Source organism: Legionella jordanis (assembly GCF_900637635.1).
Taxonomy (GTDB): Bacteria; Pseudomonadota; Gammaproteobacteria; order Legionellales; family Legionellaceae; genus Tatlockia; species Tatlockia jordanis.
In genome coordinates, this window is record NZ_LR134383.1 from 392501 (window position 1) to 419197 (window position 26697).

The following is a 26697-nucleotide window of genomic DNA, read 5'->3' on the forward strand; positions in this document are numbered from 1 at the left end:
CACCTGCCTTGCACGCAGGGGGTCGGGAGTTCGATCCTCCCCGGCTCCACCATGTTTTTTCTGTGGGATTTGTCAGATGAAAGTGATTTTTGAAAGATTGTTTTCATCTGGTTAATCCGGACGTTCATTAACAATTTGGTAAAGATAAAAAGGGTAAACACAAGCGAATTAGTATTGTCTTTGTAGTATGACCTTTATTGATTTTAGCGATGGCTTTGAATTGAGGCGACGAGATTTGGGGTTAGCTGCTGAAGGCGATTGAGGTTATATGGTCAAGAAGAGAAGCGCAAACGGTGGATGCCTTGGCAGTAAGAGGCGAAGAAGGACGTGGAATCCTGCGAAAAGCTTAGGGGAGTTGGAAACGAGCGGTGATCCTAAGATGTCCGAATGGGGGAACCCAACTTACGAGAGTAGGTTATCTCTATCTGAATACATAGGGTAGAGAGGCGAACTCGGGGAACTGAAACATCTAAGTACCCGAAGGAAAAGAAATCAAACGAGATTCTCCTAGTAGCGGCGAGCGAAGGGGGAAGAGCCTGGTATGATTTATCATTGATGCGAAGTGGAACAGTCTGGGAAGTCTGACCATAGGGGGTGATAGTCCCGTACACGCAGTATTGATGAGGAACTAAGCATACGAACAAGTAGGCCGGGACACGTGAAATCCTGGTTGAAGATGGGTGGACCATCATCCAAGGCTAAATACTACTTACTGACCGATAGTGAACCAGTACCGTGAGGGAAAGGCGAAAAGAACCCCGGAGAGGGGAGTGAAATAGAACCTGAAACCGTTTGCGTACAAGCAGTGGGAGCATGTCCTTGTGGCGTGTGACTGCGTACCTTTTGTATAATGGGTCAGCGAGTTACTTTCAGTGGCGAGGTTAACTGAATAAGGAAGCCGTAGAGAAATCGAGTCTTAATAGGGCGGAAGTCGCTGTGAGTAGACCCGAAACCGGGCGATCTAGTCATGTCCAGGATGAAGGTTGGGTAACACCAACTGGAGGTCCGAACCGGGTAATGTTGAAAAATTATCGGATGAGGTGTGACTAGGAGTGAAAGGCTAATCAAGCCCGGAGATAGCTGGTTCTCCCCGAAAGCTATTTAGGTAGCGCCTCGTGAATGATTACTGGGGGTAGAGCACTGTTTCGGCTAGGGGGCTGTCATGGCTTACCAAACCGATGCAAACTCCGAATACTGGCTAATTGAATCACGGGAGACACACGGCGGGTGCTAACGTCCGTCGTGAAGAGGGAAACAACCCAGACCGCCAGCTAAGGTCCCAAAGTTATGGTTAAGTGGGAAACGATGTGGGAAGGCCCAGACAGCCAGGAGGTTGGCTTAGAAGCAGCCATCCTTTAAAGAAAGCGTAATAGCTCACTGGTCGAGTCGGCCTGCGCGGAAGATGTAACGGGGCTAAAACCATACACCGAAGCTGCGGATGTGCACTTAGTGCACGTGGTAGGGGAGCGTTCTGTAGGCTGATGAAGGTGCATTGAGAAGTGTGCTGGAGGTATCAGAAGTGCGAATGCTGACATGAGTAACGATAAAGAGGGTGAAAAACCCTCTCGCCGGAAGTCCCAGGTTTCCTGCACGACGTTAATCGGAGCAGGGTGAGTCGGCCCCTAAGGCGAGGCTGAAGAGCGTAGTCGATGGGAACCAGGTTAATATTCCTGGACTTTTTATAAGTGGTGAAGTGGGGACGAAGAAGGCTAGGTGAGCCGGGCGTTGGTTGTCCCGGTACTGGCATGTAGGCGGAGAGACTTGGCAAATCCGGTTTCTCATTAACGCTGAGGTGCCGAGTGGTCCTGACCCTTCGGGGTGCAGGGAAGTCATTGATGCCAAGCTTCCAGGAAAAGCTGCTAGCCATAACTTATAGAGAACCGTACCGCAAACCGACACAGGTGGACAAGTAGAGAATACTAAGGCGCTTGAGAGAACTCGGGTGAAGGAACTAGGCAAAATGGTACCGTAACTTCGGGAGAAGGTACGCCCTTGCTGGTTAGTTTCCATGCGAAATGAAGCTGGTGAGGGCCGCAGAGACCAGGTGGCTGCGACTGTTTATTAAAAACACAGCACTCTGCCAATTCGAAAGAAGACGTATAGGGTGTGACGCCTGCCCGGTGCCGGAAGGTTAATTGATGGGGTTATCTTCGGAGAAGCTCTTGATCGAAGCCCCGGTAAACGGCGGCCGTAACTATAACGGTCCTAAGGTAGCGAAATTCCTTGTCGGGTAAGTTCCGACCTGCACGAATGGCGTAACGATGGCCACGCTGTCTCCACCCGAGACTCAGTGAAATTGAAATCGCTGTGAAGATGCAGTGTACCCGCGGCTAGACGGAAAGACCCCGTGAACCTTTACTACAGCTTTGCACTGGACTTTGATGATGACTGTGTAGGATAGGTGGGAGGCTATGAAGTGCGGACGCCAGTTCGCATGGAGCCGACCTTGAAATACCACCCTGTCATTATTGAGGTTCTAACTTGGACCAGTAATCCTGGTTGAGGACAGTGTATGGTGGGTAGTTTGACTGGGGCGGTCTCCTCCCAAAGAGTAACGGAGGAGCACAAAGGTACCCTCGGTACGGTCGGACATCGTACCAAGAGTGTAAAGGCAAAAGGGTGCTTGACTGCGAGAGTGACGGCTCGAGCAGGTACGAAAGTAGGTCTTAGTGATCCGGTGGTTCTGTATGGAAGGGCCATCGCTCAACGGATAAAAGGTACTCCGGGGATAACAGGCTGATACCGCCCAAGAGTTCATATCGACGGCGGTGTTTGGCACCTCGATGTCGGCTCATCACATCCTGGGGCTGAAGCAGGTCCCAAGGGTATGGCTGTTCGCCATTTAAAGTGGTACGCGAGCTGGGTTTAGAACGTCGTGAGACAGTTCGGTCCCTATCTGCCGTGGGCGTAGGAAAATTGAGAGGAGCTGCTCCTAGTACGAGAGGACCGGAGTGGACGAACCTCTGGTGTACCGGTTGTGACGCCAGTTGCATTGCCGGGTAGCTAAGTTCGGACGGGATAACCGCTGAAAGCATCTAAGCGGGAAGCCTCCCTCAAGATGAGTTTTCCCATGAAGCCCGTTGAAGACTACGACGTTGATAGGCGAGGTGTGGAAGCGCAGTAATGTGTGAAGCTAACTCGTACTAATTGGCTGATTGTCTTGACCATATAACCTGAATGGCTTTTATGTGGCAAGTCAAAGACAAGGCTTGGCAAGCTTGTGTTTCCCTAATATTTATCTTTACCAGCCTGATGAATGAATATCCCCTAACATGGGTATTTGCTCAGCAGGACAACGTTTTTCCTGGCGACCATAGCGGTTTGGAACCACCTGACTCCATCTCGAACTCAGAAGTGAAACAGACCAGCGCCGATGATAGTGTGAGGCTTCCTCATGTGAAAGTAGGTCATCGCCAGGGCTTTATTCCTAAAGCGGCTATTAAGCCGCTTTTTTTTTACCCATTTTTCTCGCCTGGCGTGCTGATTTTGCACTCTCATTCGCATTCATTTCATCAAAAAGCCTCGTGATTTTGTACTCCACGTTGAGGTGCTTACATTCACTAAGCCAACAACCAGCCCGGATTATTTTTACGATTCTTAGCCACTTAAAAAACCGATAGGACAAGGCTTTAACAATGGCATTAAAAATTCTTAGACATCTTCTAACATAAGAATTACAGCTGTTTCTGGTTCGGGTGCCATCATTTCCTTTTCCTAACTCATCTTGCAGGGGCGAGTGTGGTTTCAAACTACGACGGAATTCTATCCTTAATATAAAACACGACTGCTCTTAACCATGGTCGTTACAATGATTCTGCATGACATTATTATGCGTCTTATCTAAGACCGAGATCACAATCCTGTCCTTTAGTTAGCCGTAAAAGCCATGAATCGATGCTAAGGGCATTATGGCAAGTAATGCTGTTTTTATTTGAATAAGTTAGGAACAAACTGATATATATTGATCATTTAATTGCCAATATGGTAAAGTCCATGGATTATATGATTGTCCAACTTTAAATCCAGCGATGTATATAAAATTAAATGTTTTAAAAGACCAGCTTTGTGCACAAATTTATGCCTATTCTGATAATGAGCAAGATTGCTATCAACTAAGTGGCAGTAAAACTTATCAAGTCAAAATATGGCATAATGCGAATAGCCCTAGTTTGACCATCCCCCAGTCTGAATTGAAAAACTATGATAACGATCTTTGTGTGAGTTTCCACAGCAGGATACGTTTTAAGGATTTTTGTGAGGGTTTTGAAAGCTCGAAGTATAATGATCCAAATTGCTATCATTATCTAAAGCATAATTGTGCGGATGCAGCCAATTTTGCTTTACAACTTGCAGACATCAGGCTGCCAATTGGCTACATAAAAATGACGAGCCCAGCGCCTTACGTTTTATTGCGCGTTCCCAGTCCTATTTTAACCCCCTTCGATCTGTTTCAGTCCGCAAGGCGGCATAAATTGAAACAGTTAGAAACCAGCAATATTAATTTTAAATTAGAACTTGCCTTTTCTGCCTATGGTTTTTGGGCGAAATCTACTAAAAACAAAGAAGTGGAGATTAAAAGTGAAACCGTTATTTCGGAATTTGAAAAAAGTATAAAAGCAAGGTCGCATCGTGCCGAACACTATTTGGAAGCAATCATTGAAAGCACGGACCAGCTGCTTAAGACCGATGAGATTCATTCAAAACAATACGGCAATTATGTGGAACGATTTAGAGAACGTCAATCTTGGCCGTATACTCAAGCGGTTAGCCAGAATTTTAATGGCCTTATGGCTATCTTAATCCTGGCAAATCTATTGCACCTGGCAGGTTATGAAGAGCAGAACATAAAAAATGTGGTGTTTACATTGGTTATAATCGCTACAATGGGGCCTCTTACTAAGGCTTATATTGATAATAAGAGCTATCTTCCTCGCAATACTCATGAAACTGAGCTGTCAAAAGCCCTGGCGGATTTTTCTAAAACCGTGATAGGTGAGCTTGATTCGGCTGAAACAGAGGACATTCAAAGTCCCCGAATGACTTAGTCCTTTTGGCTTTTATTTGCACCGTTCCGCTATAAAATTATGGCCGAAACGAAAGTGTAATGAGCACATTACTGCCCTAAATGGGTGATGTGTAATTGATAAAATGACCAAGAAATTATAGGTGGAGGTCACTAGAGCGCTTCAGAAGCATTTTCTTGCGCTTCATAAGTTAACTATACAATTGCTCCTTATTGTTTTAGCCACTACTTACTTTATCTGATGACTCTTAAGATCTGTTCTTCATCCCCCTTGGGCACGCATAATCAAATGAAATTCTAAAGATATAGGTAAATGATATTCATAATGGTGCATATAAACATTCATTGACAAAGGGCTCCTGAATGCAATAGCTTTAACGGGTTATTGAGGATGGTCTATAAAAAAGGGAGTAGTTATGAATGCATTTTATGTGGATCCTGATATCAAGAAAGCCTCAACCATCCCATCCTCGTTTTATACCAGCCAGGATTGGTTTGAGCAGTCAAAAGAAAAAATCTTTGCTAAAACCTGGCAATTTTGTTTAAGCACAGAAGAATTAAGATTAAGTAATCAACTGTTTCCCTATACCCTTCTGCCTGGGTTTCTTGATGAGCCGCTGCTGTTTGCACGCGATGAACAAAATATGCTGCGGTGTTTAAGCAACGTCTGCACTCACAGAGGGAACATATTAATTGAAACACCCTGTTCTGCAAGCAAGATAAAATGCTCATATCATGGACGCCGATTCGACTTGAGGGGTGAGTTTCTTCACATGCCGGAGTTCGAAGGGGTGCATAATTTTCCTTGCCCAAAGGACAATTTGAGCCAAATACCTTTTGATAGTTTAGAGCCTTTTCTATTTGCCTCGCTTTGCCCACAAATGTCATTTGCTGAGGTCTTTGCGGAAATTAAGGAACGTCTATATTGGCTGCCCATGAGCGACATGCGTCTGGACAGTAATCGTTCACGCGATTATTTGGTAAAGGCACACTGGGCTTTGTATTGTGAGAACTATCTGGAGCCACTGCACATACCATTTGTTCATCCAGGATTAAGAAAAGCCATTGACTGCACCACCTATACAACTGAAATTAGCCGCTATTGCAATTTGCAATTGGCTTTAGCCTCTCCAGGGGAAGAGCATTTTGATTTGCCTAAGGATTCTCCTGATTATGGAAAGCAAGTGGCTGCTTATTATTACTGGATATTCCCCAATACCATGCTTAATTTTTATCCTTGGGGCTGTTCCGTAAATGTTGTGAAGCCGCTAGCTCCAAATTTAACCAAAGTTTCTTTTTTAACCTATGTACTCGATGAAACTAAATTAGACCGAGGTGCGGGAGGTGATCTCGACCTGGTGGAGCGAGAAGATGAAGCAGTGGTTGAATCCGTGCAAAAAGGGATTCGCTCCCGTTTCTATGATCAAGGGCGCTTTTCTCCCAGCAAGGAACCTGGGACACATCATTTTCAACGTTTACTCTGTGAATTTTTAAATAATTAATCAAAGACCGCAGCAACTCAAAGGATTGGAGTGTTCTTCATGCAAAGCAGACCTAGGGAGCAGGTGCATTCGCTTCAGCGTAAACTCAATGCAAGAATGTTGAGTATGATTACCTTGGGAGGATCAATCGGTACAGGTATTTTTCTCGGCAGTGGTAATGCCTTATCCATTGCGGGTCCTGGCGGAGCTGTAGTCGCCTATTGCATTATGGGTTTTCTTATTTATTACCTAATGATGGGATTAGGGGAAATGGCAGCATTCATGCCAACGACGGGTTCGTTTGCGGTGTATGCGGCGAGATTCGTTGATCCCTCTTTAGGTTATGCTCTTGCCTGGAATTATTGGTATGGTTGGGCAATCACGATTGCTTCTGAAATATCTGCTTCATCCTTAATCATGCATTATTGGTTTCCGGCCAGTCCGTCCTTTCTATGGTGCGCTGTATTTTTAATCCTAATCTTCGCCTTCAATATGATCTCAACTCGAGTTTTTGGCGAAATCGAATATTGGTTGTCTTTTTTAAAAGTAGCTGTGATTATTTTGTTCCTGGTGATTGGCATCAGCCTCATTTGTGGTTTCAATCAGTTGCAAGCTGTCGGGTGGCAATATTGGAGCATTAATGATGCTCCCTTTCACAATGGTTGGTGGGGAGTGATGGGTGCATTTGTGGTGGCCGGTTTTTCTTTCCAGGGGACTGAATTGCTTGGAATTGCTGCAGGAGAAACCAGCCAACCCGCTGAAAACATCAGTAAGGCGGTTAAGTTGGTATTTTGGCGGATTTTACTGTTCTTCATTTTGTCTATTGTAGTTATCAGTCTATTGATTCCTTATACCTCAGACCAACTTAAAAATTCCACTTTAATGATGAGCCCCTTTACCATGGTGTTTAGTCAATGGAATAAAATAATGGCAGCCGCATTCATGAATGCTGTTATTCTTGTGGCGATATTATCAACAGCCAATGCAGGTTTGTTTGTGGGAAGCAGGATGCTTTGGCATATGAGCAAAGAGAATCATGTTCCCCGACTCTTTTCCAAGCTCAACAAAAGGGGTATTCCAATTTATGCCTTGCTGGCGACCGCCAGCATTGCAGCACTCGCATTTTTATCCTCTTTTTATGGGGATGGAATTGTTTATTTTTGGCTGCTCAGTGCAGCCAGTTTGTCCGGTTTCATTGCCTGGATGGGCATTGCTATTAGTCATTATCGATTTCGCAAAGCTTATCTTTACCAAGGCAAGGATTTGTCCCAGCTTCCTTATTTAGCCAAAGGTTACCCCTACGGTTCTTTTTTTGCCATTCTTTTGTGTTTGCTTGTGATAGTCGGGCAAAACTACGCCGTTTTCATGGCGGATGAGTTGGATTGGCAGGGTTTATTCATTTCTTACATTGGACTACCTTTATTTCTAGTTATCTGGATAACTAATAAATGGCTGAAAAAAACTCAAGTTACGCCGCTTGCGCACTGCAATTTTTACTTGGACAATCAGCACCCTGCTTTTGATGAGGAGTTCCATGGCAGTAGGCCCAATTCATAAATATTTATTTTTAAGCTGAACATAATGCTCAGCTGAATATTCCAAATTCGCCATCTCATCTGCCGTTAACGGCCTAACGGCTCGGGCTGGATTACCAAGGTATAAATAACCGCTCTGCAAGCGCTTACCAGGAGGAACAATGCTTCCTGCTGCAACCATCACATGATGTTCAATATGCACCTTATCAAGAATCACGGCATTAATACCAATCAGGCAAAAATTATCAATTTGGCAGGCATGGAGTACTGCTTTGTGACCGATTGTAACTCCTTTCGCTAAGATTAGAGGCTGGCCGCCTGGGGTATAAGGTCCATCATGAGTAACATGCAGGATAGCTCCATCTTGAATATTGCAAGCCTCACCAATGGAGATGTAATTGACATCCCCGCGTATAACCGCCATAGGCCATACTGAGACATCATTTGCCAATCTCACATCGCCGATAACCGTGGCTTGGGGATCAATATAGATACCTTCACCCAACAGCGGAGCTATGCCTGAAAAAGTTCGAATGTTATGCATTGTTTACACCATGGTTACCAATTCTTCTGCGCTTGTGGGATGAATAGCCACCGTATTATCAAAATCCCTTTTCAAAGCCCCCATTTTAACGGCAACTCCAAAACCTTGCAGCATTTCATCAGCGCCGTAGCCAATGATATGGACACCGACGATTTTTTCCTCCTCGCCAGCGGTCACCAACTTCATCACTGTGGGAGTTTTGAGATCGCTTAGGGCATCAAACATGGGATTAAAACGGGTTTTATACACTTTAATGTGCTCACGACCATATTTGGCCACTGCTTCATCCTCACTCAAACCAACTGTCCCAATGGGGGGATGGGTAAAAATAACGGAACAAATATTCTCGTAATTTAAATGGGAATCCTTATGGCCACCAAAAAGACGATCACTTAATTTGCGACCGGCCGCAATGGCGACCGGAGTTAGCGCAGGAGCATCAGTCACATCTCCAATGGCGTAAATGCCTGGTACAGAGGTATTCTGGAATTGATCCACGGCAATGAGGCCCCGACTGTCTTTATCAACGCCAATGGCATCAAGATTCAAATCAAAAGTGCGAGGTGCTCTGCCCACAGCGGCTATAACGGTATCAAGATCAGTAATGATCGAACCACTATGACAATGGATGCATTTGCGACCATCTTCTTGCATAACTATGCTTTGCGCCCGATGGTTGAAGTGAACTTTAATCCCTTGTTGCTCCATTATTTCCAATAATGTATCGCCTATGGTGCTATCGAAACGGGTTAGCGGCCTCTCGCCTCGGATTAAGAGGTGCGTCTCTGCACCTAAGGCATTTAAAACTCCAGCCAATTCAACACCAATATAGCCGCTGCCGATCACTGCAACTTTGTCTGGCCGATGAGAGAGTGAAAAAAAACCATCGGAGTCAATTGCATATTCAATACCCAAAATATCCGTAGGCAGGACTGGCTCTCCTCCTGTGGCAATGATGATGTGATCAGCTTGATAGTGCTTGCCGCAGACATCAACAGTGTTGCTATCTACAAAGACGCCAGTTCCATGTAAATAAGTCATTTTATATTCGGTGAAACGTTTCGCGTAAATTTCACGTAATTTTTCAATGTAGGCATTGCGTCGGCCAACTAAGGTTTGCCAATCCAGATTAATAGGGCTAGGGCTGAACCCATAGTCTCTAGATTTATGAAGAATTTCAGCGACCATGGAAGCATTGAACATGACTTTTTTGGGAACACAACCCAGGTTAACGCAAGTCCCCCCTAAATATTTTTCCTCAACGACAGCAACATTGGCACCATAGCGTGCCGCTCTTACGGCACTTGCTATGCCACCACTGCCGCCACCTAGAACAATGAGATCAAATTTCATTCTAATATCCCTGAATTAATCTTCAAGGGAATTTAGCATTGAAGCCTTGCTTAAGTAAAACATAAATAAAGCAAAACCGCGCCGACCACTCGAAAAATGGAGCATGTGCTTCTTTCTTTCAAATTCACCAGCTGTGTAATTAGCTGGTGCGGAATCAAGAAGAATTCAAACTGGTTTAATTTAGTGACGTAAAGCAGCTCTGATACAGAGGGGGCATTTCCTCATCATGCAATTGTTCCTTGTTTTCTCTTGCTTCATCCCGTTTGCGTTTTGAAATTCTAGGGCTGTTAGACAATATGGGCGGCAGGATGATGGGTTGATTGTCTTCACGCTGTTTGGCAAAGTGTAAAACGATTTCAAGTTTGTCCATATCGACCTGCTCTGGTTTGGCAGGGATTGGCCCACCCTTATGATCCAGCAGAATCCGCACAAAGAGGTCAAAAGAAATTCGATGCACAAGCCTGGGCTCATCGGCAAGACTGGGATCATTTGGATCAAGATAATAAACATGGCCGCCATTGGCCAAATCAGCACCAATAATTTTGATCACATGCGTTTCTTCATTCCTTTCAGCATTGGGTATCAATTCAATGTCGTCAATAAAATATCCATTATCTTCATCACTGGCAAAAAAACGTCTAAGGGAATTTGCTGCTGACTGTATGAAGCTGTACTCAATGGTTGCAAGACAAACCCCTTGTCTTAGTAGCTCCATTAAGGGTTCAATCCCTTGATAAGGATGCCAATTGCAGGGTTGATACCCTTGAAGATGCCAAATATATTCCAGTAAGGCTGTATCATACAAAGTAGCCAGCTCCACCACCGGTATGTCCCCGAGCGACGAGTAGCCAAAATCACGGGCTTTTTCGCGAACCACTTTGTTTATATCAAAATTAAGATTTCGGCTGGTTTTCAAACAGGCATTAATGATAGCTTGCTCTTGTTGGTTTTGAACAAAAACAGCTAAGTTACTGTGAGGATTTTTTAGAAAATCGCTTAGCAATTTCTTGGCTAATCGTTGATTTTGATTGAAAACCAAAGCAGGTTCTCTATGTTCTTTGGCTTGCAATTGCAACAAAAGGAATTGGGCAAACAATTTCTCAATGGTGTGGTTATTGTCAATATTGAGCAAGGCTGGGTAAATGCCATTTTGCATACAGAGACTCGAGAACACCCGTATTGCGTCTGCTTTACCAGAATCTTCAGCCAAGCCAAGTTGCCTGATTTCAGTTTGAAACCAATTAACAAAGGAATCTTCGCAGGCTTTTTGTTCGGTTAATTCAGTTGAGGTTTTGCGATAGGCCGAAATTTTTTGTTCAATGTCCCGATGCGGGTTTTGAAGAAATTTACCAAAAAAATGATTTTTAGAAACGGCTAAACCACAGACTCCTCCTTTTTGCGCACTCTGGTTCTGAGGAATATTAAAATCGGGTATCCGGCAAATCTTACCATCTTTAATGTAGGTTACGGTAAGAAGTGTGTTTGAATCAGGGAGATTTTTTTCTAAAGCATCAAGGCCAAGGGTTCGGCTATTCACTTGATACAACTTGCCACTTGAAATTTTTCGAAGTACAAAAGTAGCCGAATTTTGATAAAATTCTTTAAACATGAAACACCTATTTATAAAGCGCCACTTCCATGTTTATTGGATAAAATCTACATATGCAATGAGAATAATGAAGGAAAAATTTTAACACATAATGCGTTTTGAGACACTTAGAGACTGCTGCAAAAAATAGATACTCAAGAAGCATCCCTTTCATTATACTAAAATTCTAACTAAACAACGTCGCTCTTATGAAAAAACTGCTCGTTCTGTTTTTCTTTATTATTTTGCTGACTTCCTGCACTCGTAAGCAAGAGCATAGCTATCAGGGCTACGTTGAAGGGGAAAACCTTTATCTGGCATCGCCCTATTCAGGAATTTTGATGGAGCTCTTTGTGCAACGAGGTGATGAGGTAAAAAAAGGGCAAATGCTGTTTCAACTGGATGTAAATCCCCAAATTTTAGCAGTACAACAAGACGAGGCGAGTTTGCAACAGGCACAACGGGTACTTTTGGATTTGGAAAAGCCGCGCCGAACGCCTGAAATTGAAGCCATTGAAGCTCAAATTGAGCAAACCGATGCCAGACTTAAGCTGGCCGAAATCAGGGTTCATCGTTATCAAGAACTTTATAAGAAGGGGGCAGTCGACAAGGACACGCTGGATGCGGCAGTCAGCAATTACCAGGAGCAACAAAAACTAAAGTCGCAATATGAGTCCAATTTACAGCTGGCAAAATTAGGAAGCCGGGAAGAGCAAATTAAAGCACAGCAAGCGCAGGTACTTTCTCTCTTGGCCAAATTAAAACAAACGAAATGGGAGTTGGAGCAAAAGCAGCTTCATGCACCTCGCGACGGCTATATTTTTGACACTTATTATCGCACCGGTGAATTTGTTGGGGCCCAACAAAGTATCTTGTCCCTTCTTCCTTATGAAAACATCCGGGTTGAATTTTTTGTTCCCGTTGACATTCTGCCTCAGCTTCATAGAGGACAAAAAATTGAGTTTAATTGCTACGGCTGTCAAACGAATGGCACGGCAATCATTAATTACATTTCACCTGAAGCAGAGTTCGTTCCACCCTTGGTATACAGCAGAGAAAACTCCGATAAACTGGTATTTCGCATCAAAGCCAGAATTGAACAACCTAAGGCATTTAAACCTGGTCAACCTGTGTCGGTGATGCTGCCATGACGGATGCGGTTATTGATGTAAAAAATTTAAGGAAATGTTTTGACGGCAGGATTGTTGTTAATGACATCGCTTTACGGGTGAATAAAGGAGAAATATTTGGCTTTTTAGGACCAAATGGCAGCGGAAAAACAACCACCATTCGCATGCTTTGTGGCTTGTTAACCCCTGATGGAGGCGAGGGGACCTGTTTAGGTTATAACATTTTGACTGAGTCGGAAAAAATTAAGCAACACGTCGGTTATATGACGCAAAAATTTAGTTTTTATACGGATTTAAGCATCGAAGAAAATCTTTATTTTATTGCACGGATTTATAATCTCGACAATAAGAAAATGCGCGTGCAGCAAGCCTTGGAAGATCTGGGTCTTGTAAATCGTAGGCGCCAATTAGCAGGAAATTTGTCAGGAGGCTGGAAGCAAAGGATGGCTCTCGCGGCTTGCCTATTGCACGAGCCTGACTTGCTTCTCCTGGATGAACCTACGGCTGGAGTGGATCCCATCGCCCGCCGTGAGTTTTGGGATAAAATTCATGAATTAAGTGAACAAGGTATCACCACTTTGGTTTCTACCCATTATATGGATGAAGCGGAACGCTGCACATGCTTGGCGTACCTAGCCTACGGCCAGCTCCTCGTGACAGGCACAGTGAGGGATGTTATTGCCAAAACTGGCTTGTTAACCTGGGAGCTATCTGGAAATGTGACCACTTCCATATTGCAAGAAGTCAAAAGGTTAGAAGGAGTAACCCAAGCAGCACTTTTCGGTAATAAGGTTCACATTTGTGGTTTTAATGAACAATTAATCGAAAATGAATTGAATGCTTTGTCGGATAAATACAATCTAAAATGGAAGGTCATTGAACCAACTTTAGAAGATGCTTTTATAAACCTGGTTAAGCAATCACAGGGAGAGACCAGTTGAAGCTTTTTTCATTTCCTCGCTTATTTGCAATCATTAGCAAGGAATTTATTCAAATGCGTCGTGATAAAGCCACCTTTGCAATGATTATTGGTATACCTCTTTTGCAATTAATTTTATTTGGTTATGCGATAAACACGAATCCACGCTTCCTCCCAACGGCCATTGTGAATCCAGATTACAGCGGGTTTAGCCGGCGCATTCTCACGGCCATGGAGAATTCCACCTATTTTCGCTTTATTTCGCCCGCAGTATCGGAAGCTGAAGCTCTTGATTTGATTAAGCGTGGCAAAGTTCAATTTGTGGTCAACTTTCCCATTAACTTTTCCCATGATTTAGTAAAAGGATTAAGACCACGCTTACTTTTGGAAGCTGATGCCACTGATCCCGCTGCTACCAGCAGGGCTCTCTCTGTATTCAATGATTTAGCCTCTTTAGTGCTCAAAGAGGAGCTTATTGGCCCATTAAAAAATCTTAATCCAGGAGCCACACCTTATGAACCCGTGATTCACGCCATTTACAACCCTTTAGCAATAACGGCTTATAATATCGTACCAGGCTTATTAGGAGTGGTTTTAACTATGACCATGGTTATCATCACGGCCCTGGTATTAACTCGAGAATTCGAGCGGGGAACGATGGAGAACCTGCTGGCAACCCCAGTTAAGCCCCTAGAAGTTATGGTGGGTAAAATTATTCCTTACATTATTGTCGGATACACACAAGTTTCTTTAATTTTAATCATGGCCAAAATTTTATTCGGCGTGCCCATGCAGGGGAGCATTATCCTGTTGTTCATTCTTTGCCTGCCATTTATTGCCGCAAACCTCTCCATGGGGTTGACCTTTTCTACTGTGGCTACTAACCAGTTGCAAGCAGTACAATCCGCCATGTTCTTTTTTCTTCCTTCAATGCTGTTATCAGGGTTTATGTTTCCCTTTCGCGGCATGCCCGAATGGGCACAATGGGTAGGTAATTTATTCCCCTTAACTCATTTTTTAATCATTGTTCGTGGAATATTATTGAAGGGCAATGGTTTCATGGAGGTTTGGCGAGAAGTCATACCCATTCTTATTTTTACCTTGATTGTCATGCTCATCAGTTTCAAACGGTATCGTCAGACCCTCGACTAAGCAGAATCTGCTAACCAGGCTAGCAGATTCCGTTTTAAGATTACAGATTGTTATTGTTATTGTCATTTGAATAACAGCCTGGGGCATCAGGAGCCTTAGAGGCACTTCGAAACATCGAGTAGAAACCATTAAAATAGCTATGCTGGCCTTTTGGCAGTAGGTGAGGATTCGCTTCATTGCTGCCGGAGTCCTTAATTGGAGCTAAAGTAGGGGGGACCTCTTCTACGACTGCTTTAAAAAGAACCGGAATTAAATTCCCATCTGTATCAATATTGTCTTTACAAGCCACTTCACCTAAGTCATTCAGTAAAATTCTCGAAAAAAGCGATAACTCAATTTTATAAATCTTCCTGGGCCTGTCCGGTGCGCTTTCGTCATTTGGATCAAGGTAATACACATAATCAATGCCATTTCCTGATTCAGCACCAATGATTTTAATTATATGAGTTTCTGAACCTTGTGAGTCCTCTTTCTCTTTAACCTCATGGATCAGATAACCTTGCTCAAAGTGATCATTAAAATGCAGGGAAGGTGTCTGGCTTGAGAAATCAATAAAGCTTGGATCAATTTCAACAACGCAAAAACCCGATCTTAATTCTTCCAATAAAGGCTCTATGCCTTTGTTAGGTTGCCAGCCGGTAGGTTTATAACCCTGAAGTGACAGAATGTAGGATTGCATTTCACGTTCATAATAGGTCGATAAATTACCCGGTGCAAGTTCATCAATCGATGAAACTCCCTTCTTTTTAGCTCGTTCAGCAACAGCCTTATCAATATCAAAATTAAAGTTCATACTGGCAATTTTGGCTTCATCAATAATGCCTTTTGCCTGTTGTTCTTCAACAAAATACGCGAAAACCCTAGCCCTTGGCTCAGCCAAGAAATTTTGTAAAAGCCTAATAAAAAGTGATGTTAGATTTTTTTGATGCAAAACCAGTTTAAAGATTTGAATTGCCTGAGGCCAAGAGGGATGATATTCGTTATTTTTTAATAAATAGGCTAAAAGAAATTGTGCGAAGCATTTGTCAGTTGAATTCTTAATCAAATTACCGTTACCATCGACGTGGCTGTATTTTTTGGATAATTCTGCAAATTCCACAAACAGTGCATTGCTTCCTACCAATTGATCGATCTTATATTCCTTTGCCCCTATTAGGTCGCTGTCTGAATTCATATCGTTGTCTGAGTTTATTTCGTCATCTGAATCTGATTCGTTATCGAGCTCAGCGGCCTTAAGCAAAGTATAAAATTGCTCGACCAGTTCATTTTCGAGATAGGCAATTTGTGTTATTCGGGTACAGGTTTTGCGGTAATCTGAAATTTTTTTCTCAATGATCCGTTCTGGGCCATCGTAATGAGGACCAAAAAAATTATTTTTGGGAGCAGTCAAAGCACAAACCCCGGCCTTTTGGGCGCTTTGATAGGTTGAAATCGGATAATCAGGAAGTCTATAAATCTTGTCATCTTTAATATAACTGATGGTGAGCAAGGTTTTTCCTGGCAAATTTTCTTCTAACTTCCCCAGACCTGCTGAACTTGTGGTTGCTTTATACAGTTTACCACCCTGGATTTTTCTTAAGACTTTCGATTTTGTGTTTACGTAAAATTGAGATGTTTGCATGTTTGCTCTTATGATTGGTTAGGGTTGCGAGGGCACTATGAAATATAAATTCAACAATGAGTGCAAAATAAGATCAATTATAAGGACAGGAAAGGAAATCATCCATGGGTAAATATACCCACATCAAAGACTGCTCATTTAAATGACTTAAAATAAAAATTGGCCGACTGTTTTTTCTACGCGCTCATCCCACAACACATCCACGTGATTTGCTCCCGGGAGCAAGGCCAAATGTCCATGGGGATATTGCTCGCAAAAAACGATGGATTCTATGGGGACAATGGAATCGTCTTTATCGCCATGCAGGCAAAGTACGGGAATGTTGGAGCGGCTAATGAAATGGTGGAAATCGAGACATTTTAAATCCGTCATCGCATGTTGTTGGAACAGTTCTCGTAAAAAAAGGAAGCCTTGGCGACTTAACTTTAACTTTCTCGCCAATTTGCTTACAGGAACTCTCATACGGGTTGGGGAGGAAATCAGTACGACTCGTTCAGGTTCAAAATTTAGCTGCCATTGTGGAAATTGCTGGGCAAGATTTAACGTGTTAAGCAACATTGAGCCCCCAAAAGAGTGGCCAATGACGGCATAAAAAGGCCCTAATTGATTAATAACCTGATTGAGCAGCAGTACGGCATCAGTCCAGGGTAATTGTACCCCCTTTGCTTCACCATGAGCTGGGAAATCTAAAGCATACACTTCATAACCATGCTGCCTTAAGGAATGAATGAGACGAATCATATAAGCAGCCCTCGACATCCATCCATGGGTGATAAGCACCTTTTTAGCGTCCGCATTTCTTAAGGATGCAAAGCGATGGATCACATGATGTCTTGGGCTGTCACAATGAAATACGTCAGTGCGTGTTTGCTGAAAAAATTCACAAGCACGACGTGCAAAGTCACGGTATTCTTTTTCTATAGGCAAATGAATGGGGGTAATAAATAATTGATAACATAACTGGGCATGCATCAAGTCTTTAATTACCGTGAGTTTATTAGCAACCATTTTCCCACCTCATTTTTCTATTATAAAGCTTAGCTTATGCCTAATTTTTTTCAAAATCCAAGCCAGCTGTCCGCATCTACATGAGAAATTTCTAAGCAAATTACCCACTGTAAAATTGCACCCAGCTAAGAAATTTACAAAGCTTACTAGACTTTTATAAATATCAATTTAGACTAAAGACAATAAATAGCCCAAGGGAATTTTAGTAATGGATACTTCAAATTATTTATACCACCACGGTGAACAGGAGTTACATGGATTTTTAGCCTTTGATGAAAATATTGATCAACCTCGTCCCGCCGTGTTAGTAGTTCATGATTGGTCCGGTAGAAATGATTTTGCTTGCGAAAAAGCTAAGATGCTTGCAGAAATGGGTTATGTTGGTTTTGCTCTTGATATGTATGGGCAAGGCCGAATTGGCGCGAGCACGCCGGAAAAAAAGGCTTTGATGGAGCCACTGGTCAATGATCGCCTGCTGCTGCGAGCCAGAATTCGAGCCGCATACGATGCACTTATTGCTATGTCCGAAGTAGATAATAATCGAATTGCTGTTATTGGTTTTTGTTTTGGCGGACTTTGTGCTTTGGATCTGGCCCGAAGTGGGGCAGAGCTTAGGGGTGTTGTCAGTTTCCACGGCCTCTTAGGCAAGCCCAAAGACATTCCCAACAACCACATCCACGCCAAAATTTTAGCTTTGCATGGTTACGATGATCCCATGGTGAGGCCAGAGCAGGTTAATGAATTTTGTCGGGAAATGACTGATGCAAAAGTGGACTGGCAAGTTCATATCTACGGTCACACCCAGCATGCATTTGCTAATCCCCATGCTCATGACACTCATTTGGGAACGGTATACAACCCCAAAGCAGAACGGCGGGCTTTGCAGGCAATGAGGAATTTTTTGCAAGAAGTGCTCGCGTAACCTTGTAAGTAAACAGCTTATTGATGTACAGCAATGTGGCGTTTTAATTTTAAAAATTGCAAATCCGAAGCTTTCTCAAGGCAACTTAGGTCTTTGTCTTTGACGGGACCACATTGCTTCCATGGCTAAGTACTGGAATTAGTGCGTGTTAAGTATGGTCTATCAAAATCATACAACAAAGGCAATTTTCTAAAGTGCTAAGGCCTTAGGATGCTTTCCCAAAGGTACTTGGGTCTTGAATTTGGCTCACTCTATTGATTTAAGAGATTCACAATAAAATACCCAGGGTTCGTCTTTCAGAAAAATGGCATTTGTTCTATGGGCGAAGCCATGATATAAAATTCTGGCATAAATAATCATAGGAGTGGTAAAGATGTCTAAATTTAACGAGGTAACAAAAGGAATTAGTACCCAGCTTGCTAAAATGAGAAAAGAAATGCCTGAAGTAATGGCAGGATTTTCCGCTTTATCGCAAGCGGCCACAAAAGACGGAGTACTGGATAAAAAAACGAAGGAATTAATTGCCATGGCTTTGGCTGTTGCCAACCATTGCCCAGGATGTATTGGTTTTCACTCTCAAGCTTTAGTTAAATTGCAAACCACTCGTGAAGAGCTGCTGGAAACTCTGGGCATGGCAGTTTACATGGGTGGTGGACCTTCTTTGATGTATGCTGCTGAGGCTTTGGAAGCTTTCGAAGAATTTAATGTTTAGATATTCTTTTACAAAAGCTAGAGTGGTCTTAGTCTGATTGGTTTGACTCCACTTCCAATTAACTTGGACTAGACTCTGGCCGTTATTAGATGTTCAGGGCTTTCAACAAGCTCTGGGTTTTTCATGGGTGAGCCACTGGTTAGAATGGCCACCCCACTAACGCTTAAAATCAAACCCACCAGGAAAACACTTAAACCCACGCCAATGCTTAGGGGAGGAGCTGCGGCAAGCAAAAGCATGCCCAGAACCATTGCATCGGCACCCAGGAATAAAGAAATTAAGCCAACATCCATTTGCCGGTTCTCTTCCTGCCCAGTGGGCTCAGGATTATTCAGGATGGCCTCATTTTCATAAGGAGGGGATTGTTTTTTCCCCATGGATGCGGCTTCATTAACAGCGAAAAGCCTGTGGATGTTTTCCGAAGCTGTTGGTTTAGACACTAATACCGTTTCAGCTGATTGTGAAGTATGTAAATCGTTTGCTGACTGCACAAGTGCTGTTTTTTCGCTAAGCAGGCAGGGAATACGGTCCTGATCCATGATGTGTTTTGCAATTTCCTGCCCTAAATTAGAGGTTTGGGGTTCATAGGTTTTCCCCTGTGCTGCTAATGAGGCAAGATTTGCAAGGCAATACACCCAGCAATTGTGAATACCATATGGTTGTTGGGGGCCTGGAACAAAATTAACCTGTGCTTTTTGAGCGATCAGGAAGGGATTGCTGTCCATGTCCTGAGCCGCAGTGATTCCTTTTTTTCCCTTAAGCCTTGAGTCTGTAAGGATTATGTTTGCAAGCTCGCCTTTTTGGTTAAATTCAGCAAAGAGGGCATGCCAATGAGCTCGACCTGTCGCATCCGCATAGCATCGCATGTGACAAATTTTAGCATTGGGAGTACCTATTTTATGGTTTACTTCCAACTCAAATAAGTCTTCATCTTCAATACCATAGGCACTTTCATTGACATCCATTGTAAAGGAGATCAATTCTGCTTCATCACTGCTTAATCCTAAGTGATTCGCAAGACTAAAGAATCCCTTTCTAAGCGCCTCATGAACAGTCCCCGTCTCCAGCCGTTCATCAGGGGCAAGAGGTTGCTGAGCTATCATAATGGGCAGGAGAGGATTCATGACTATACCTGAGTTGAATGATGTAAATAGGGTAACAGCCCTTAGTATATTTGTCAAAAAAAAATACAGAATGATTATAAATCTATAGTCAATTGCCTAATAAAGAGGCCATATGTTCCATCTGTTTGGCATGAGTATCGGCCTGACAAGGGTATTTTTTGGCGACTCCAAGCATTGCCACCTGTGAAACGGTCATTTTATCCTTATCACTTTGCTGGCTTGAAATCTCGCGGTAAGTTTCCAAAATAATCCCGTTGAGAATAATCGCATTTAAGCTAACACCAGAGGGAAGACAAAATAGAGGTTTTCCCTGGGCTTTCGCGGCTTCATTCGCCTGCAGAAGTGTTTCTGCTATGCTCTCATCCGCAATAGCGAGGACATTGCGAGCGGAACGAGCCCATGCTTGAGCTTGAGGATCGGCCTTCATCTCCATTTGCGGGATGCTATTTGAAATACTCATGTAATGATCCATCGTATCGGCTTGCAGGTTTGCAAATGAAAACAACGATAATCCAATGAAAACTAATTTGTTTACTTTTATCATGTCAACCTAAATTATCAAAGAGGTAATAATGAACCGGGTTATCTTTGCATATAAAGGGACCACACTCAAGAAATGTACTGAGTCCATTAGCGAGAATCAAGAGGAGAAAAAAACTCATCAGTACATAGGAAGGCCATTTCGGACGCGTGCTTGGTTCATAAAAGGCTCTATCAAACATTAGTCCTATTGATAAAAGTCCAATGATTATGGCAAAACCAATTGCGGACCAAGTGTAAAGATACAGGCCCAATAAAGGAGAACCATAGCCTAAATCACCCGGGGAAATATGGATAAAAATTTGTCGGAGGGCAATTCCTAATCCCAGGAGCGAAGATAAGATCATCAAACCATAAAAGCTAACTCGAATACCGCTCATCAGATTCATGCACAAGCATAATCCCACCGCGATGAAACAAGCTCTCTGTAACAAACATAAAGGACAAGGTAGGCTGTGATCAATCAGTTGTTGATAAAAGGCCACAAGCAAGACGGCGCAACAGATGGCCAATCCCAAAATATTGCCAAAACGATGAAGTTGATTTTGAGTGATCATAGGCGCACCAAATGACTATGATAGTTAAATAAAAGCATGGTTAAAAACAAGCACAATAAAAACTGCAGCTTAATCAGGCGATTGGGCCTGAATAGAATTTGCAGGCCCACGACAAAATAAAATAAATATAAAAGACTCATCATAATAACATTCCAAAGTGATTACCGGCTGATGTATAGTTCATTCATATAACGAAGTAATTCCCCCTCATTGATAGGACATTGTGTTACTCCAATGTATTTATCAGGACGAATCAATAAGGCGCAGCTTTCAGATAAATTGAAACGTCGGTATACCTCGTGGTTTTTATCGAAGAACAGTGATTCAAAATTGACCGTTTGTGTCTCTTCGGGAAACACAAGGTGCACTTTGAGCAAGGAGCTAAATTTCTCTTTCATGGTTGAGGCAATTTTTAAGAGTTCGCTGCTATGTGTTTCCTCTTTAGCAGAAAATAAAAATAAATGATGTAAATTCCCGCGAGTAATCTCTTGGAGGGATTGCCCTTTTTTACTGCTTCCCTCATACAGCATGAAAGGGGAAGGGAATTCGCCGGCCTTAAAAGCAATTGACTGACCAAGTTGCTTTACGATAGGGCTTTTGGTGTAGCAAATATTCAATTCAGCCATATCGGTTGTAATTTTCTTCATGACAGGGCCAAAGGAAGCTAAAAGTCTAACTGCCTGATTACGAAGGGCAATAAGAAAAGAATTTCTGAGTACAAACAAATGAGTAAGAAAGCCTGTTTTTTTCAAAACTTGTTCGCCAATAGGATGACGCTCAAGGTGATAGCTATCCAAGATTTTTTCTTTAGCTAGATTCTTTTGAACGAGATTCAGTTTCCAGGCCAGGTTATAGATATCTTGCAAGCCGGTGTTGAGACCTTGCCCCCCCATAGGACTATGCACATGAGCCGCATCGCCAGCAAAAAAAATGCGCCCGTGGCGATAATGTTCAATTTGCCGATGGGCAATACCAAATTGGCTAATCCATATCGGGTCAGACAGAGTTGCCTGAATGGCTGCACGCGCGTTAAATACCCGCACAATATCATCCATGCTGGGTTCCTGATGAGAAACCTTTTGTTCTGCAGTCATAACCAGTCTGTAGCGATCTCCCTCGATAGGGAAGCATGCCAATGGCCCCTTCGAGCTTGCAAAGAGGGCAATTTTATCATTAGGCAAATCCCAATGAATATTCAAATCGGCCAACCACCAGGTTTCAGGATAAGCCTCACCTGAAAATTTTGCTTGAATCAATTCTCTTAACGTACTGTGTGAGCCATCGCAAGCGATTATCCAGAAGGCATGCAATTGTTCTATCTGGCCATCGCTATGTTTAATGCTGGCAACCACATGATTGCTGTGTTGTTCAATTCCAGTCAGTTCAGTCTGCCACTCAACTGTGATGCCTTTATTATTTAGTCCCTCATATAAAATGGCTTCCGTTTTATTTTGTGGCAAATCAATAAAAAAATGCCGGCTTGCCTCAACGTCTTTAAAACTCAAGTTAACCAGCTCTTTACCATCCGCCTGAAAAGAGGCTCCTACAATTTTATGCCCTTGGCTTACTATCTCCTCGATGAATCCGGTGTCATCCAATACATCCAGAGACCGGATGTGAATCGCTAAAGCCTTTGATTTCTCACTTAAGCCGCTTTTTTTGTCAATAATACGACAAGTTAAACCCTGGCGATGCAGTTCATTCGCGCAAAATAAGCCAACAGGTCCAGCTCCTACCACCAATACATCCAACATTTGTGTTGCCATGATGACTCCTTAAGTTATTTGCCCCTCAAGTGCTGGCAGTTAATGCCTCTCGCATGTTGTTCTATTCAAAATAACAAACCCATTCCAATAGCTTGCTCAGCTCGAAGAAACCACAGCAATGTGCAAGGGCTTGAGTGTAGGAACATGATAAGTTTGGAGTAAGATTCAGTCCTAACTATAAAAGGCATGATGTCTCATCATTTGGGTTTAAGGTTTCTTCCTTGCTTGGCGAGCCCATTGGCTGAGTTTTAGGCGTTTTAAATAATCCCCATGCACGTTTTAAATCTGCCATTAAGGAATGGTGATAAACTTTGGCTGGCTCAGGAGCAAAGTAAGAAGCAATGAGTTTTGTGGCATGTTCAGCGACACAGCAAACATCTTCAAAGCTGCCAAGATTATAGGGACCTACATAACCGGTTGCATTGGTGAATTGGTGACTGTCTAATTCACACATCAACTCCCAGGATAAGGATGAACAATAGTCATCCCAGAGGTGGGTTTCAAGGATTTTGGCTTTGGTTGCCCCAGTCGCTAACTTTAATTCATCTTCCATTTTGGCAATGTCGGGGGTGATTGGTTCAGGATTAGATCTTAAAGAACATTGCGGTTGATTATAGTAGGCGGTAACAATGCGTCCTTCCTTGGGATTAGAACGGGCATCTCTCGTTGTAATCAACGCTAATTTGCCGAACCCGTCCTGATGCAAAGCTTCTTCAAAGAATGTGTGCTGAGCAGGATAATTTTCAAGCTGGCCAACTGCAACCAGATATTTATAGAATTTTACATTTTGCATGCAAGCCAATTCGACTGGAGTAGAATCCAAGCCCAATTCATGCCAATGGACAGGAGGCAATGCCAGAATTAAATAATCCGCCTTTAACTCACAGGCTGTGCCATGGTGATCATACTTAATGTGAACGGCATGATGATTACTATTTTTATTCCGCACAATGGATGTTATGGTTGCAGAAGTGATCAAATTATAATCGGCAACGATTGCTTCAATTAAGCGTTGAAACCCTCCTTTAATGCCAAAGAAAGGCCCATAAGGTGCAGCCATCGTAAGGTGGGTAGTTTTACCGATGTATTCAAATACCGAATAGGTGGGAAAAACATCCATTGCCCCGTAACCAAAACCGGTCACCAGCGGTCGTAATAAGTCATTTAATTTATTTAAACCCTTTCGTTTTGCAAATTCAGCAAAAGGGAGTTTAAATTCTTCAGGAAGGGCCAGATGATTGTCGCGGGTATGGAGGTATTGGCGCAATGCCATGTCGTATTTCATCAATTCGAGACAAAATTCCCCGGCAAAGGCCATTTTGTCAAAACCTCTCTTTTCCTCATATTGCTTGATGAAATGCACGGAACTATGTTGAGTTGGAATGACTTCTTCAAGAGCAATCTTTTTCTCCTGAATGAGGTCAAGGACTACTCCATAATTATACGTGATGAGCGCAGCACCCTCCTCTGCTGTGACGTCTTGATTTTCTGGATGCTGCCAGGTATGACATTTGCCGCCAGCAACTCCTTTTTTTTCCAAGAGGGTGATGTTTTTGGCTGGAATACCAATTTTCTGCAACGCTTTTGCGGTAAAAGCCCCACTTGGACCAGCACCAATAATCGCAACCGTGGTGGTTTCGTCAAATGATTTCTTATGAATATTTAAAGGCATCTTCACATCCCTTTGTTCAAGGCCGCATCTAGAATAGAATTAAATCTGAATTATTTCAATTGACTGTTTCGACCCACCCCATTAATGGCATGGCCACTTCACCCCATGTGCAATGGAGTAGACTTCATTATCACCGATGACTAAATGATCCAGTAATTTGGCATCAATTAGCTCCAGGGCTTCACGCATGCGTTTCGTCACTTCCACATCTTGAGGACTGGCATCAGACAAACCTGAAGGGTGGTTGTGCGCTAAAATAATGGCGGCCGCATTGAGTTGCAATATTCGTTCTATCAGTGGCCGTGTGTAGACAGTGGCCAAATTAATCGTGCCAGCAAATAATTCTTCATAAGCTAAAATTCGATTTTGGCTATCGAGAAATAAGGCAGCAAAGGTTTCATTTTTTTTATCCCTTAATTGCCGTTTTAAATAAAGATGGGTTTGCCGGGAATTCTGAAGCTGTGTCTCCCTTTGCAAACCAATGAAATCACTGCGCCTGCAAATTTCCCTGACGGCTTGCAACTGTGCATAACGGACTAAGCCCAATCCGCGAACTTGCCGGAAACGTTTAAAATCACAATTTAAGATGCTGCGCAAATCCCCCAAATGCTTCAGCAGTTCAATGGCCAATTGCAGGCAGGATTTTTTTCCACTTCCACAACTGATTAGCACAGCAAGTAATTCAACATCGGATAAACTGCCAGGTCCCTGGCGCAGCAGTTTTTCACGCACATCCAGAGCAGGAGCGCTTGACGATTTGGTCATTGTTATTCCTTTATTGCGAGGTTTATGCTTTGATCGCCTTAATTCTTATTAAAAATGAAATCCCATGCAAGATTTTGCCAAGAAAAAAATTTTATTAGCTGTTTGTGGCGGTATTGCAGCTTATAAGGCAGCGTACCTGGTTCGCGAGCTTTGCAAGTTGGGCGCTGAGATTCGCGTGGTGATGACTGCGTCTGCACAGAAATTTATTACTCCTTTAACGTTGCAGGCTTTAAGCGGCCATGAAGTTGCTATTGATTTGTTTAATGGCGAAGCCGAACGCGGCATGGGACACATTGAGCTTGCACGCTGGGCCGATTATTTTCTAATTGCGCCGGCTTCTGCCAACACCATCGCTAAAATGGCTTATGGTTTGGCCGATGATTTATTAAGCACCATACATCTGGTGGCAACATGTCCAATTGTATTGTGCCCTGCAATGAACCGCTCTATGTGGCAACATCCAAGCACTCAGTCCAATTGCCAACTGTTGGCTCAACGTGGCGTGTTGATCGTTGGACCTGAAGAAGGTTCTCAAGCCTGTGGGGAAGAGGGCTTTGGCCGCTTAAGTGAAGCAAACAGTATTATCAATGCCCTTCGTCTTTTTGACATTCATCAGCGCCTAAAAGGTCAAAAAATCCTTATTACCGCAGGGCCAACTCGTGAGGCCATTGACCCTGTTCGCTACCTTAGTAATCACAGTTCAGGAAAGATGGGTTATGCCTTGGCAGAAGCGGCCAAACATGCAGGGGCTGAAGTAACTTTAATTAGTGGCCCTACTGCGCTAACGCCTCCTTCCGGGGTGGATGTGCATTATGTGGAGTCTGCCCAACAAATGCTGCAGCAAGTCATGCTGAAGTTAGAAAAAGGGATGATTTTTATCGGAACGGCTGCGGTGGCTGATTACGGAATTTTATCGCCTGCTAATGAAAAGATTAAAAAGAAAAATCATCGGGATTTAGAACTCTCTTTAACACTTAATCCGGATATTTTGTCTGAGGTTGTGGCGTCTGGTAAAGCCGCTTATGTGTTGGGATTTGCTGCAGAGACTACGGATGTCATAAAGCATGCTCAGGAAAAATTAATCAAGAAAAAACTGGATATGGTGGTGGCCAATCAAGTGGGGCCAAAAATGGCATTTGGACAAGATGATAATCAAGTCACAATTTTAACAAGGGATAATCAAGTTGAGCTCCCCTTAGACCACAAAATACGAGTTGCCGGACGAATCATTGCAATCCTGGCTTCGAATATTCACAATGGCAAGCACGCTCAAAACGAGAAATGA

The 26697-nt window shown here is 43.1% G+C and carries 21 protein-coding genes, 1 tRNA gene and 2 rRNA genes (1 of these 24 running past the window's edge); 12 read left to right on the plus strand and 12 right to left on the minus strand.

What is annotated here, in order from left to right; genetic code table 11:
- The 6 genes from EL203_RS01830 to EL203_RS01855 all read left to right on the plus strand — a co-directional run.
- Positions 1 to 52 (plus strand) — tRNA-Ala (locus tag EL203_RS01830) (it extends 24 nt beyond the left edge of the window).
- A gap of 218 nt (positions 53 to 270) precedes the next feature.
- Positions 271 to 3168: ribosomal RNA gene (locus EL203_RS01835) — 23S ribosomal RNA — on the plus strand.
- A 135-nt stretch (positions 3169 to 3303) separates the two neighbouring features.
- A 5S ribosomal RNA gene (gene rrf, locus EL203_RS01840) occupies positions 3304 to 3419 on the plus strand.
- A gap of 609 nt (positions 3420 to 4028) precedes the next feature.
- Positions 4029 to 5045, plus strand: coding sequence for a hypothetical protein (locus EL203_RS01845; RefSeq protein ID WP_058471190.1), 1017 nt, complete (start codon positions 4029 to 4031; stop codon positions 5043 to 5045).
- Positions 5046 to 5439: 394 nt separating this feature from the next.
- A complete protein-coding gene (locus tag EL203_RS01850) occupies positions 5440 to 6525 on the plus strand; it encodes an SRPBCC family protein (protein ID WP_058471189.1) in 1086 nt (361 codons plus the stop codon).
- 39 nt (positions 6526 to 6564) lie between these two features.
- Positions 6565 to 8061: an amino acid permease gene (locus EL203_RS01855; RefSeq protein WP_058471188.1), complete on the plus strand. Its 1497-nt coding sequence runs from the start codon at positions 6565 to 6567 to the stop codon at positions 8059 to 8061.
- Here the strand turns inward: EL203_RS01855 and EL203_RS01860 are convergent.
- The 3 genes from EL203_RS01860 to EL203_RS01870 all read right to left on the minus strand — a co-directional run bounded on the left by EL203_RS01860 (position 8056) and on the right by EL203_RS01870 (position 11545).
- Positions 8056 to 8583: a gamma carbonic anhydrase family protein gene (locus EL203_RS01860; protein ID WP_058471187.1), complete on the minus strand. Its 528-nt coding sequence runs from the start codon at positions 8581 to 8583 to the stop codon at positions 8056 to 8058. The genes EL203_RS01855 and EL203_RS01860 overlap by 6 nt on opposite strands.
- A 3-nt stretch (positions 8584 to 8586) precedes the next feature.
- The gene (gene gorA / locus EL203_RS01865; protein ID WP_058471186.1) at positions 8587 to 9936 is read right to left on the minus strand and encodes a glutathione-disulfide reductase; all 1350 of its coding nucleotides are present in this window, start codon (positions 9934 to 9936) and stop codon (positions 8587 to 8589) included.
- A gap of 175 nt (positions 9937 to 10111) precedes the next feature.
- On the minus strand, positions 10112 to 11545 hold the full coding sequence (locus EL203_RS01870) for a hypothetical protein (RefSeq protein ID WP_058471185.1): 1434 nt from the start codon (positions 11543 to 11545) through the stop codon (positions 10112 to 10114).
- A gap of 188 nt (positions 11546 to 11733) precedes the next feature.
- Between EL203_RS01870 and EL203_RS01875 the strand changes: the two genes are divergently transcribed.
- Genes EL203_RS01875 through EL203_RS01885 form a run of 3 tightly spaced genes read left to right on the plus strand, consistent with a single transcriptional unit; the run spans position 11734 to position 14725 of the window.
- Entirely contained in the window at positions 11734 to 12675 is a 942-nt protein-coding gene (locus EL203_RS01875) for an HlyD family secretion protein (RefSeq protein ID WP_058471184.1), read from the plus strand.
- On the plus strand, positions 12672 to 13595 hold the full coding sequence (locus tag EL203_RS01880) for an ABC transporter ATP-binding protein (RefSeq protein WP_058471183.1): 924 nt from the start codon (positions 12672 to 12674) through the stop codon (positions 13593 to 13595). Before EL203_RS01875 ends, EL203_RS01880 begins: the two co-directional genes overlap by 4 nt.
- Positions 13596 to 13648: 53 nt before the next feature.
- Entirely contained in the window at positions 13649 to 14725 is a 1077-nt protein-coding gene (locus EL203_RS01885) for an ABC transporter permease (protein ID WP_058472218.1), read from the plus strand.
- Between the two features lie 40 nt (positions 14726 to 14765).
- On the opposite strand, the gene EL203_RS01890 is transcribed toward EL203_RS01885, so the two are convergent.
- Positions 14766 to 16346 carry a hypothetical protein gene (locus tag EL203_RS01890; RefSeq protein ID WP_058471182.1) on the minus strand — a complete coding sequence of 527 codons (1581 nt, stop codon included), beginning with the start codon at positions 16344 to 16346 and terminating at the stop codon, positions 14766 to 14768.
- A gap of 147 nt (positions 16347 to 16493) precedes the next feature.
- Positions 16494 to 17354 carry an alpha/beta hydrolase gene (locus EL203_RS01895; protein ID WP_058471181.1) on the minus strand — a complete coding sequence of 287 codons (861 nt, stop codon included), beginning with the start codon at positions 17352 to 17354 and terminating at the stop codon, positions 16494 to 16496.
- A gap of 208 nt (positions 17355 to 17562) precedes the next feature.
- On the opposite strand from EL203_RS01895, the gene EL203_RS01900 reads away from it, so the two are divergent.
- Both EL203_RS01900 and EL203_RS01905 read left to right on the plus strand, forming a co-directional pair.
- Positions 17563 to 18276 carry a dienelactone hydrolase family protein gene (locus EL203_RS01900; protein WP_058471180.1) on the plus strand — a complete coding sequence of 238 codons (714 nt, stop codon included), beginning with the start codon at positions 17563 to 17565 and terminating at the stop codon, positions 18274 to 18276.
- Between the two features lie 373 nt (positions 18277 to 18649).
- Positions 18650 to 18988, plus strand: a complete 339-nt coding sequence (locus EL203_RS01905; RefSeq protein WP_058471179.1) for a carboxymuconolactone decarboxylase family protein — start codon at positions 18650 to 18652, stop codon at positions 18986 to 18988.
- A gap of 68 nt (positions 18989 to 19056) precedes the next feature.
- Here the strand turns inward: EL203_RS01905 and EL203_RS01910 are convergent, their stop codons facing one another.
- The 7 genes from EL203_RS01910 to radC all read right to left on the minus strand — a co-directional run bounded on the left by EL203_RS01910 (position 19057) and on the right by radC (position 25412).
- Positions 19057 to 20112, minus strand: a complete 1056-nt coding sequence (locus EL203_RS01910; protein ID WP_058471178.1) for a hypothetical protein — start codon at positions 20110 to 20112, stop codon at positions 19057 to 19059.
- An 88-nt stretch (positions 20113 to 20200) separates the two neighbouring features.
- Positions 20201 to 20584: a hypothetical protein gene (locus tag EL203_RS01915; protein WP_058472217.1), complete on the minus strand. Its 384-nt coding sequence runs from the start codon at positions 20582 to 20584 to the stop codon at positions 20201 to 20203.
- A gap of 73 nt (positions 20585 to 20657) precedes the next feature.
- Complete coding sequence (locus EL203_RS01920) at positions 20658 to 21209, minus strand: disulfide bond formation protein B (RefSeq protein WP_058471177.1); 552 nt, start codon at positions 21207 to 21209, stop codon at positions 20658 to 20660.
- Positions 21206 to 21352 (minus strand): DUF5993 family protein, encoded by a 147-nt coding sequence (locus tag EL203_RS14740; protein ID WP_221033342.1) that lies wholly within the window; start codon positions 21350 to 21352, stop codon positions 21206 to 21208. The genes EL203_RS01920 and EL203_RS14740 overlap by 4 nt, the downstream gene beginning before the upstream one ends.
- Before the next feature lie 18 nt (positions 21353 to 21370).
- On the minus strand, positions 21371 to 22975 hold the full coding sequence (locus EL203_RS01925) for an FAD-dependent oxidoreductase (RefSeq protein ID WP_058471176.1): 1605 nt from the start codon (positions 22973 to 22975) through the stop codon (positions 21371 to 21373).
- Between the two features lie 175 nt (positions 22976 to 23150).
- A complete protein-coding gene (locus EL203_RS01930) occupies positions 23151 to 24647 on the minus strand; it encodes an FAD-dependent oxidoreductase (protein WP_058471175.1) in 1497 nt (498 codons plus the stop codon).
- Between the two features lie 81 nt (positions 24648 to 24728).
- Entirely contained in the window at positions 24729 to 25412 is a 684-nt protein-coding gene (gene radC / locus EL203_RS01935) for a RadC family protein (protein WP_058471174.1), read from the minus strand.
- Positions 25413 to 25476: 64 nt separating this feature from the next.
- On the opposite strand from radC, the gene coaBC reads away from it, so the two are divergent.
- Positions 25477 to 26697 carry a bifunctional phosphopantothenoylcysteine decarboxylase/phosphopantothenate--cysteine ligase CoaBC gene (coaBC, locus tag EL203_RS01940; protein ID WP_058471173.1) on the plus strand — a complete coding sequence of 407 codons (1221 nt, stop codon included), beginning with the start codon at positions 25477 to 25479 and terminating at the stop codon, positions 26695 to 26697.

Coding starts and splice junctions, on each gene's coding strand:
- EL203_RS01845 (WP_058471190.1), top strand. CDS start 4,029: ATGTATATAAAATTAAATGTTTTAAAAGACCAGCTTTGTGCACAAATT.
- EL203_RS01850 (WP_058471189.1), top strand. CDS start 5,440: ATGAATGCATTTTATGTGGATCCTGATATCAAGAAAGCCTCAACCATC.
- EL203_RS01855 (WP_058471188.1), top strand. CDS start 6,565: ATGCAAAGCAGACCTAGGGAGCAGGTGCATTCGCTTCAGCGTAAACTC.
- EL203_RS01860 (WP_058471187.1), bottom strand. CDS start 8,583: ATGCATAACATTCGAACTTTTTCAGGCATAGCTCCGCTGTTGGGTGAA.
- gorA (WP_058471186.1), bottom strand. CDS start 9,936: ATGAAATTTGATCTCATTGTTCTAGGTGGCGGCAGTGGTGGCATAGCA.
- EL203_RS01870 (WP_058471185.1), bottom strand. CDS start 11,545: ATGTTTAAAGAATTTTATCAAAATTCGGCTACTTTTGTACTTCGAAAA.
- EL203_RS01875 (WP_058471184.1), top strand. CDS start 11,734: ATGAAAAAACTGCTCGTTCTGTTTTTCTTTATTATTTTGCTGACTTCC.
- EL203_RS01880 (WP_058471183.1), top strand. CDS start 12,672: ATGACGGATGCGGTTATTGATGTAAAAAATTTAAGGAAATGTTTTGAC.
- EL203_RS01885 (WP_058472218.1), top strand. CDS start 13,649: ATGCGTCGTGATAAAGCCACCTTTGCAATGATTATTGGTATACCTCTT.
- EL203_RS01890 (WP_058471182.1), bottom strand. CDS start 16,346: ATGCAAACATCTCAATTTTACGTAAACACAAAATCGAAAGTCTTAAGA.
- EL203_RS01895 (WP_058471181.1), bottom strand. CDS start 17,354: ATGGTTGCTAATAAACTCACGGTAATTAAAGACTTGATGCATGCCCAG.
- EL203_RS01900 (WP_058471180.1), top strand. CDS start 17,563: ATGGATACTTCAAATTATTTATACCACCACGGTGAACAGGAGTTACAT.
- EL203_RS01905 (WP_058471179.1), top strand. CDS start 18,650: ATGTCTAAATTTAACGAGGTAACAAAAGGAATTAGTACCCAGCTTGCT.
- EL203_RS01910 (WP_058471178.1), bottom strand. CDS start 20,112: ATGAATCCTCTCCTGCCCATTATGATAGCTCAGCAACCTCTTGCCCCT.
- EL203_RS01915 (WP_058472217.1), bottom strand. CDS start 20,584: ATGGATCATTACATGAGTATTTCAAATAGCATCCCGCAAATGGAGATG.
- EL203_RS01920 (WP_058471177.1), bottom strand. CDS start 21,209: ATGATCACTCAAAATCAACTTCATCGTTTTGGCAATATTTTGGGATTG.
- EL203_RS14740 (WP_221033342.1), bottom strand. CDS start 21,352: ATGATGAGTCTTTTATATTTATTTTATTTTGTCGTGGGCCTGCAAATT.
- EL203_RS01925 (WP_058471176.1), bottom strand. CDS start 22,975: ATGGCAACACAAATGTTGGATGTATTGGTGGTAGGAGCTGGACCTGTT.
- EL203_RS01930 (WP_058471175.1), bottom strand. CDS start 24,647: ATGCCTTTAAATATTCATAAGAAATCATTTGACGAAACCACCACGGTT.
- radC (WP_058471174.1), bottom strand. CDS start 25,412: ATGACCAAATCGTCAAGCGCTCCTGCTCTGGATGTGCGTGAAAAACTG.
- coaBC (WP_058471173.1), top strand. CDS start 25,477: ATGCAAGATTTTGCCAAGAAAAAAATTTTATTAGCTGTTTGTGGCGGT.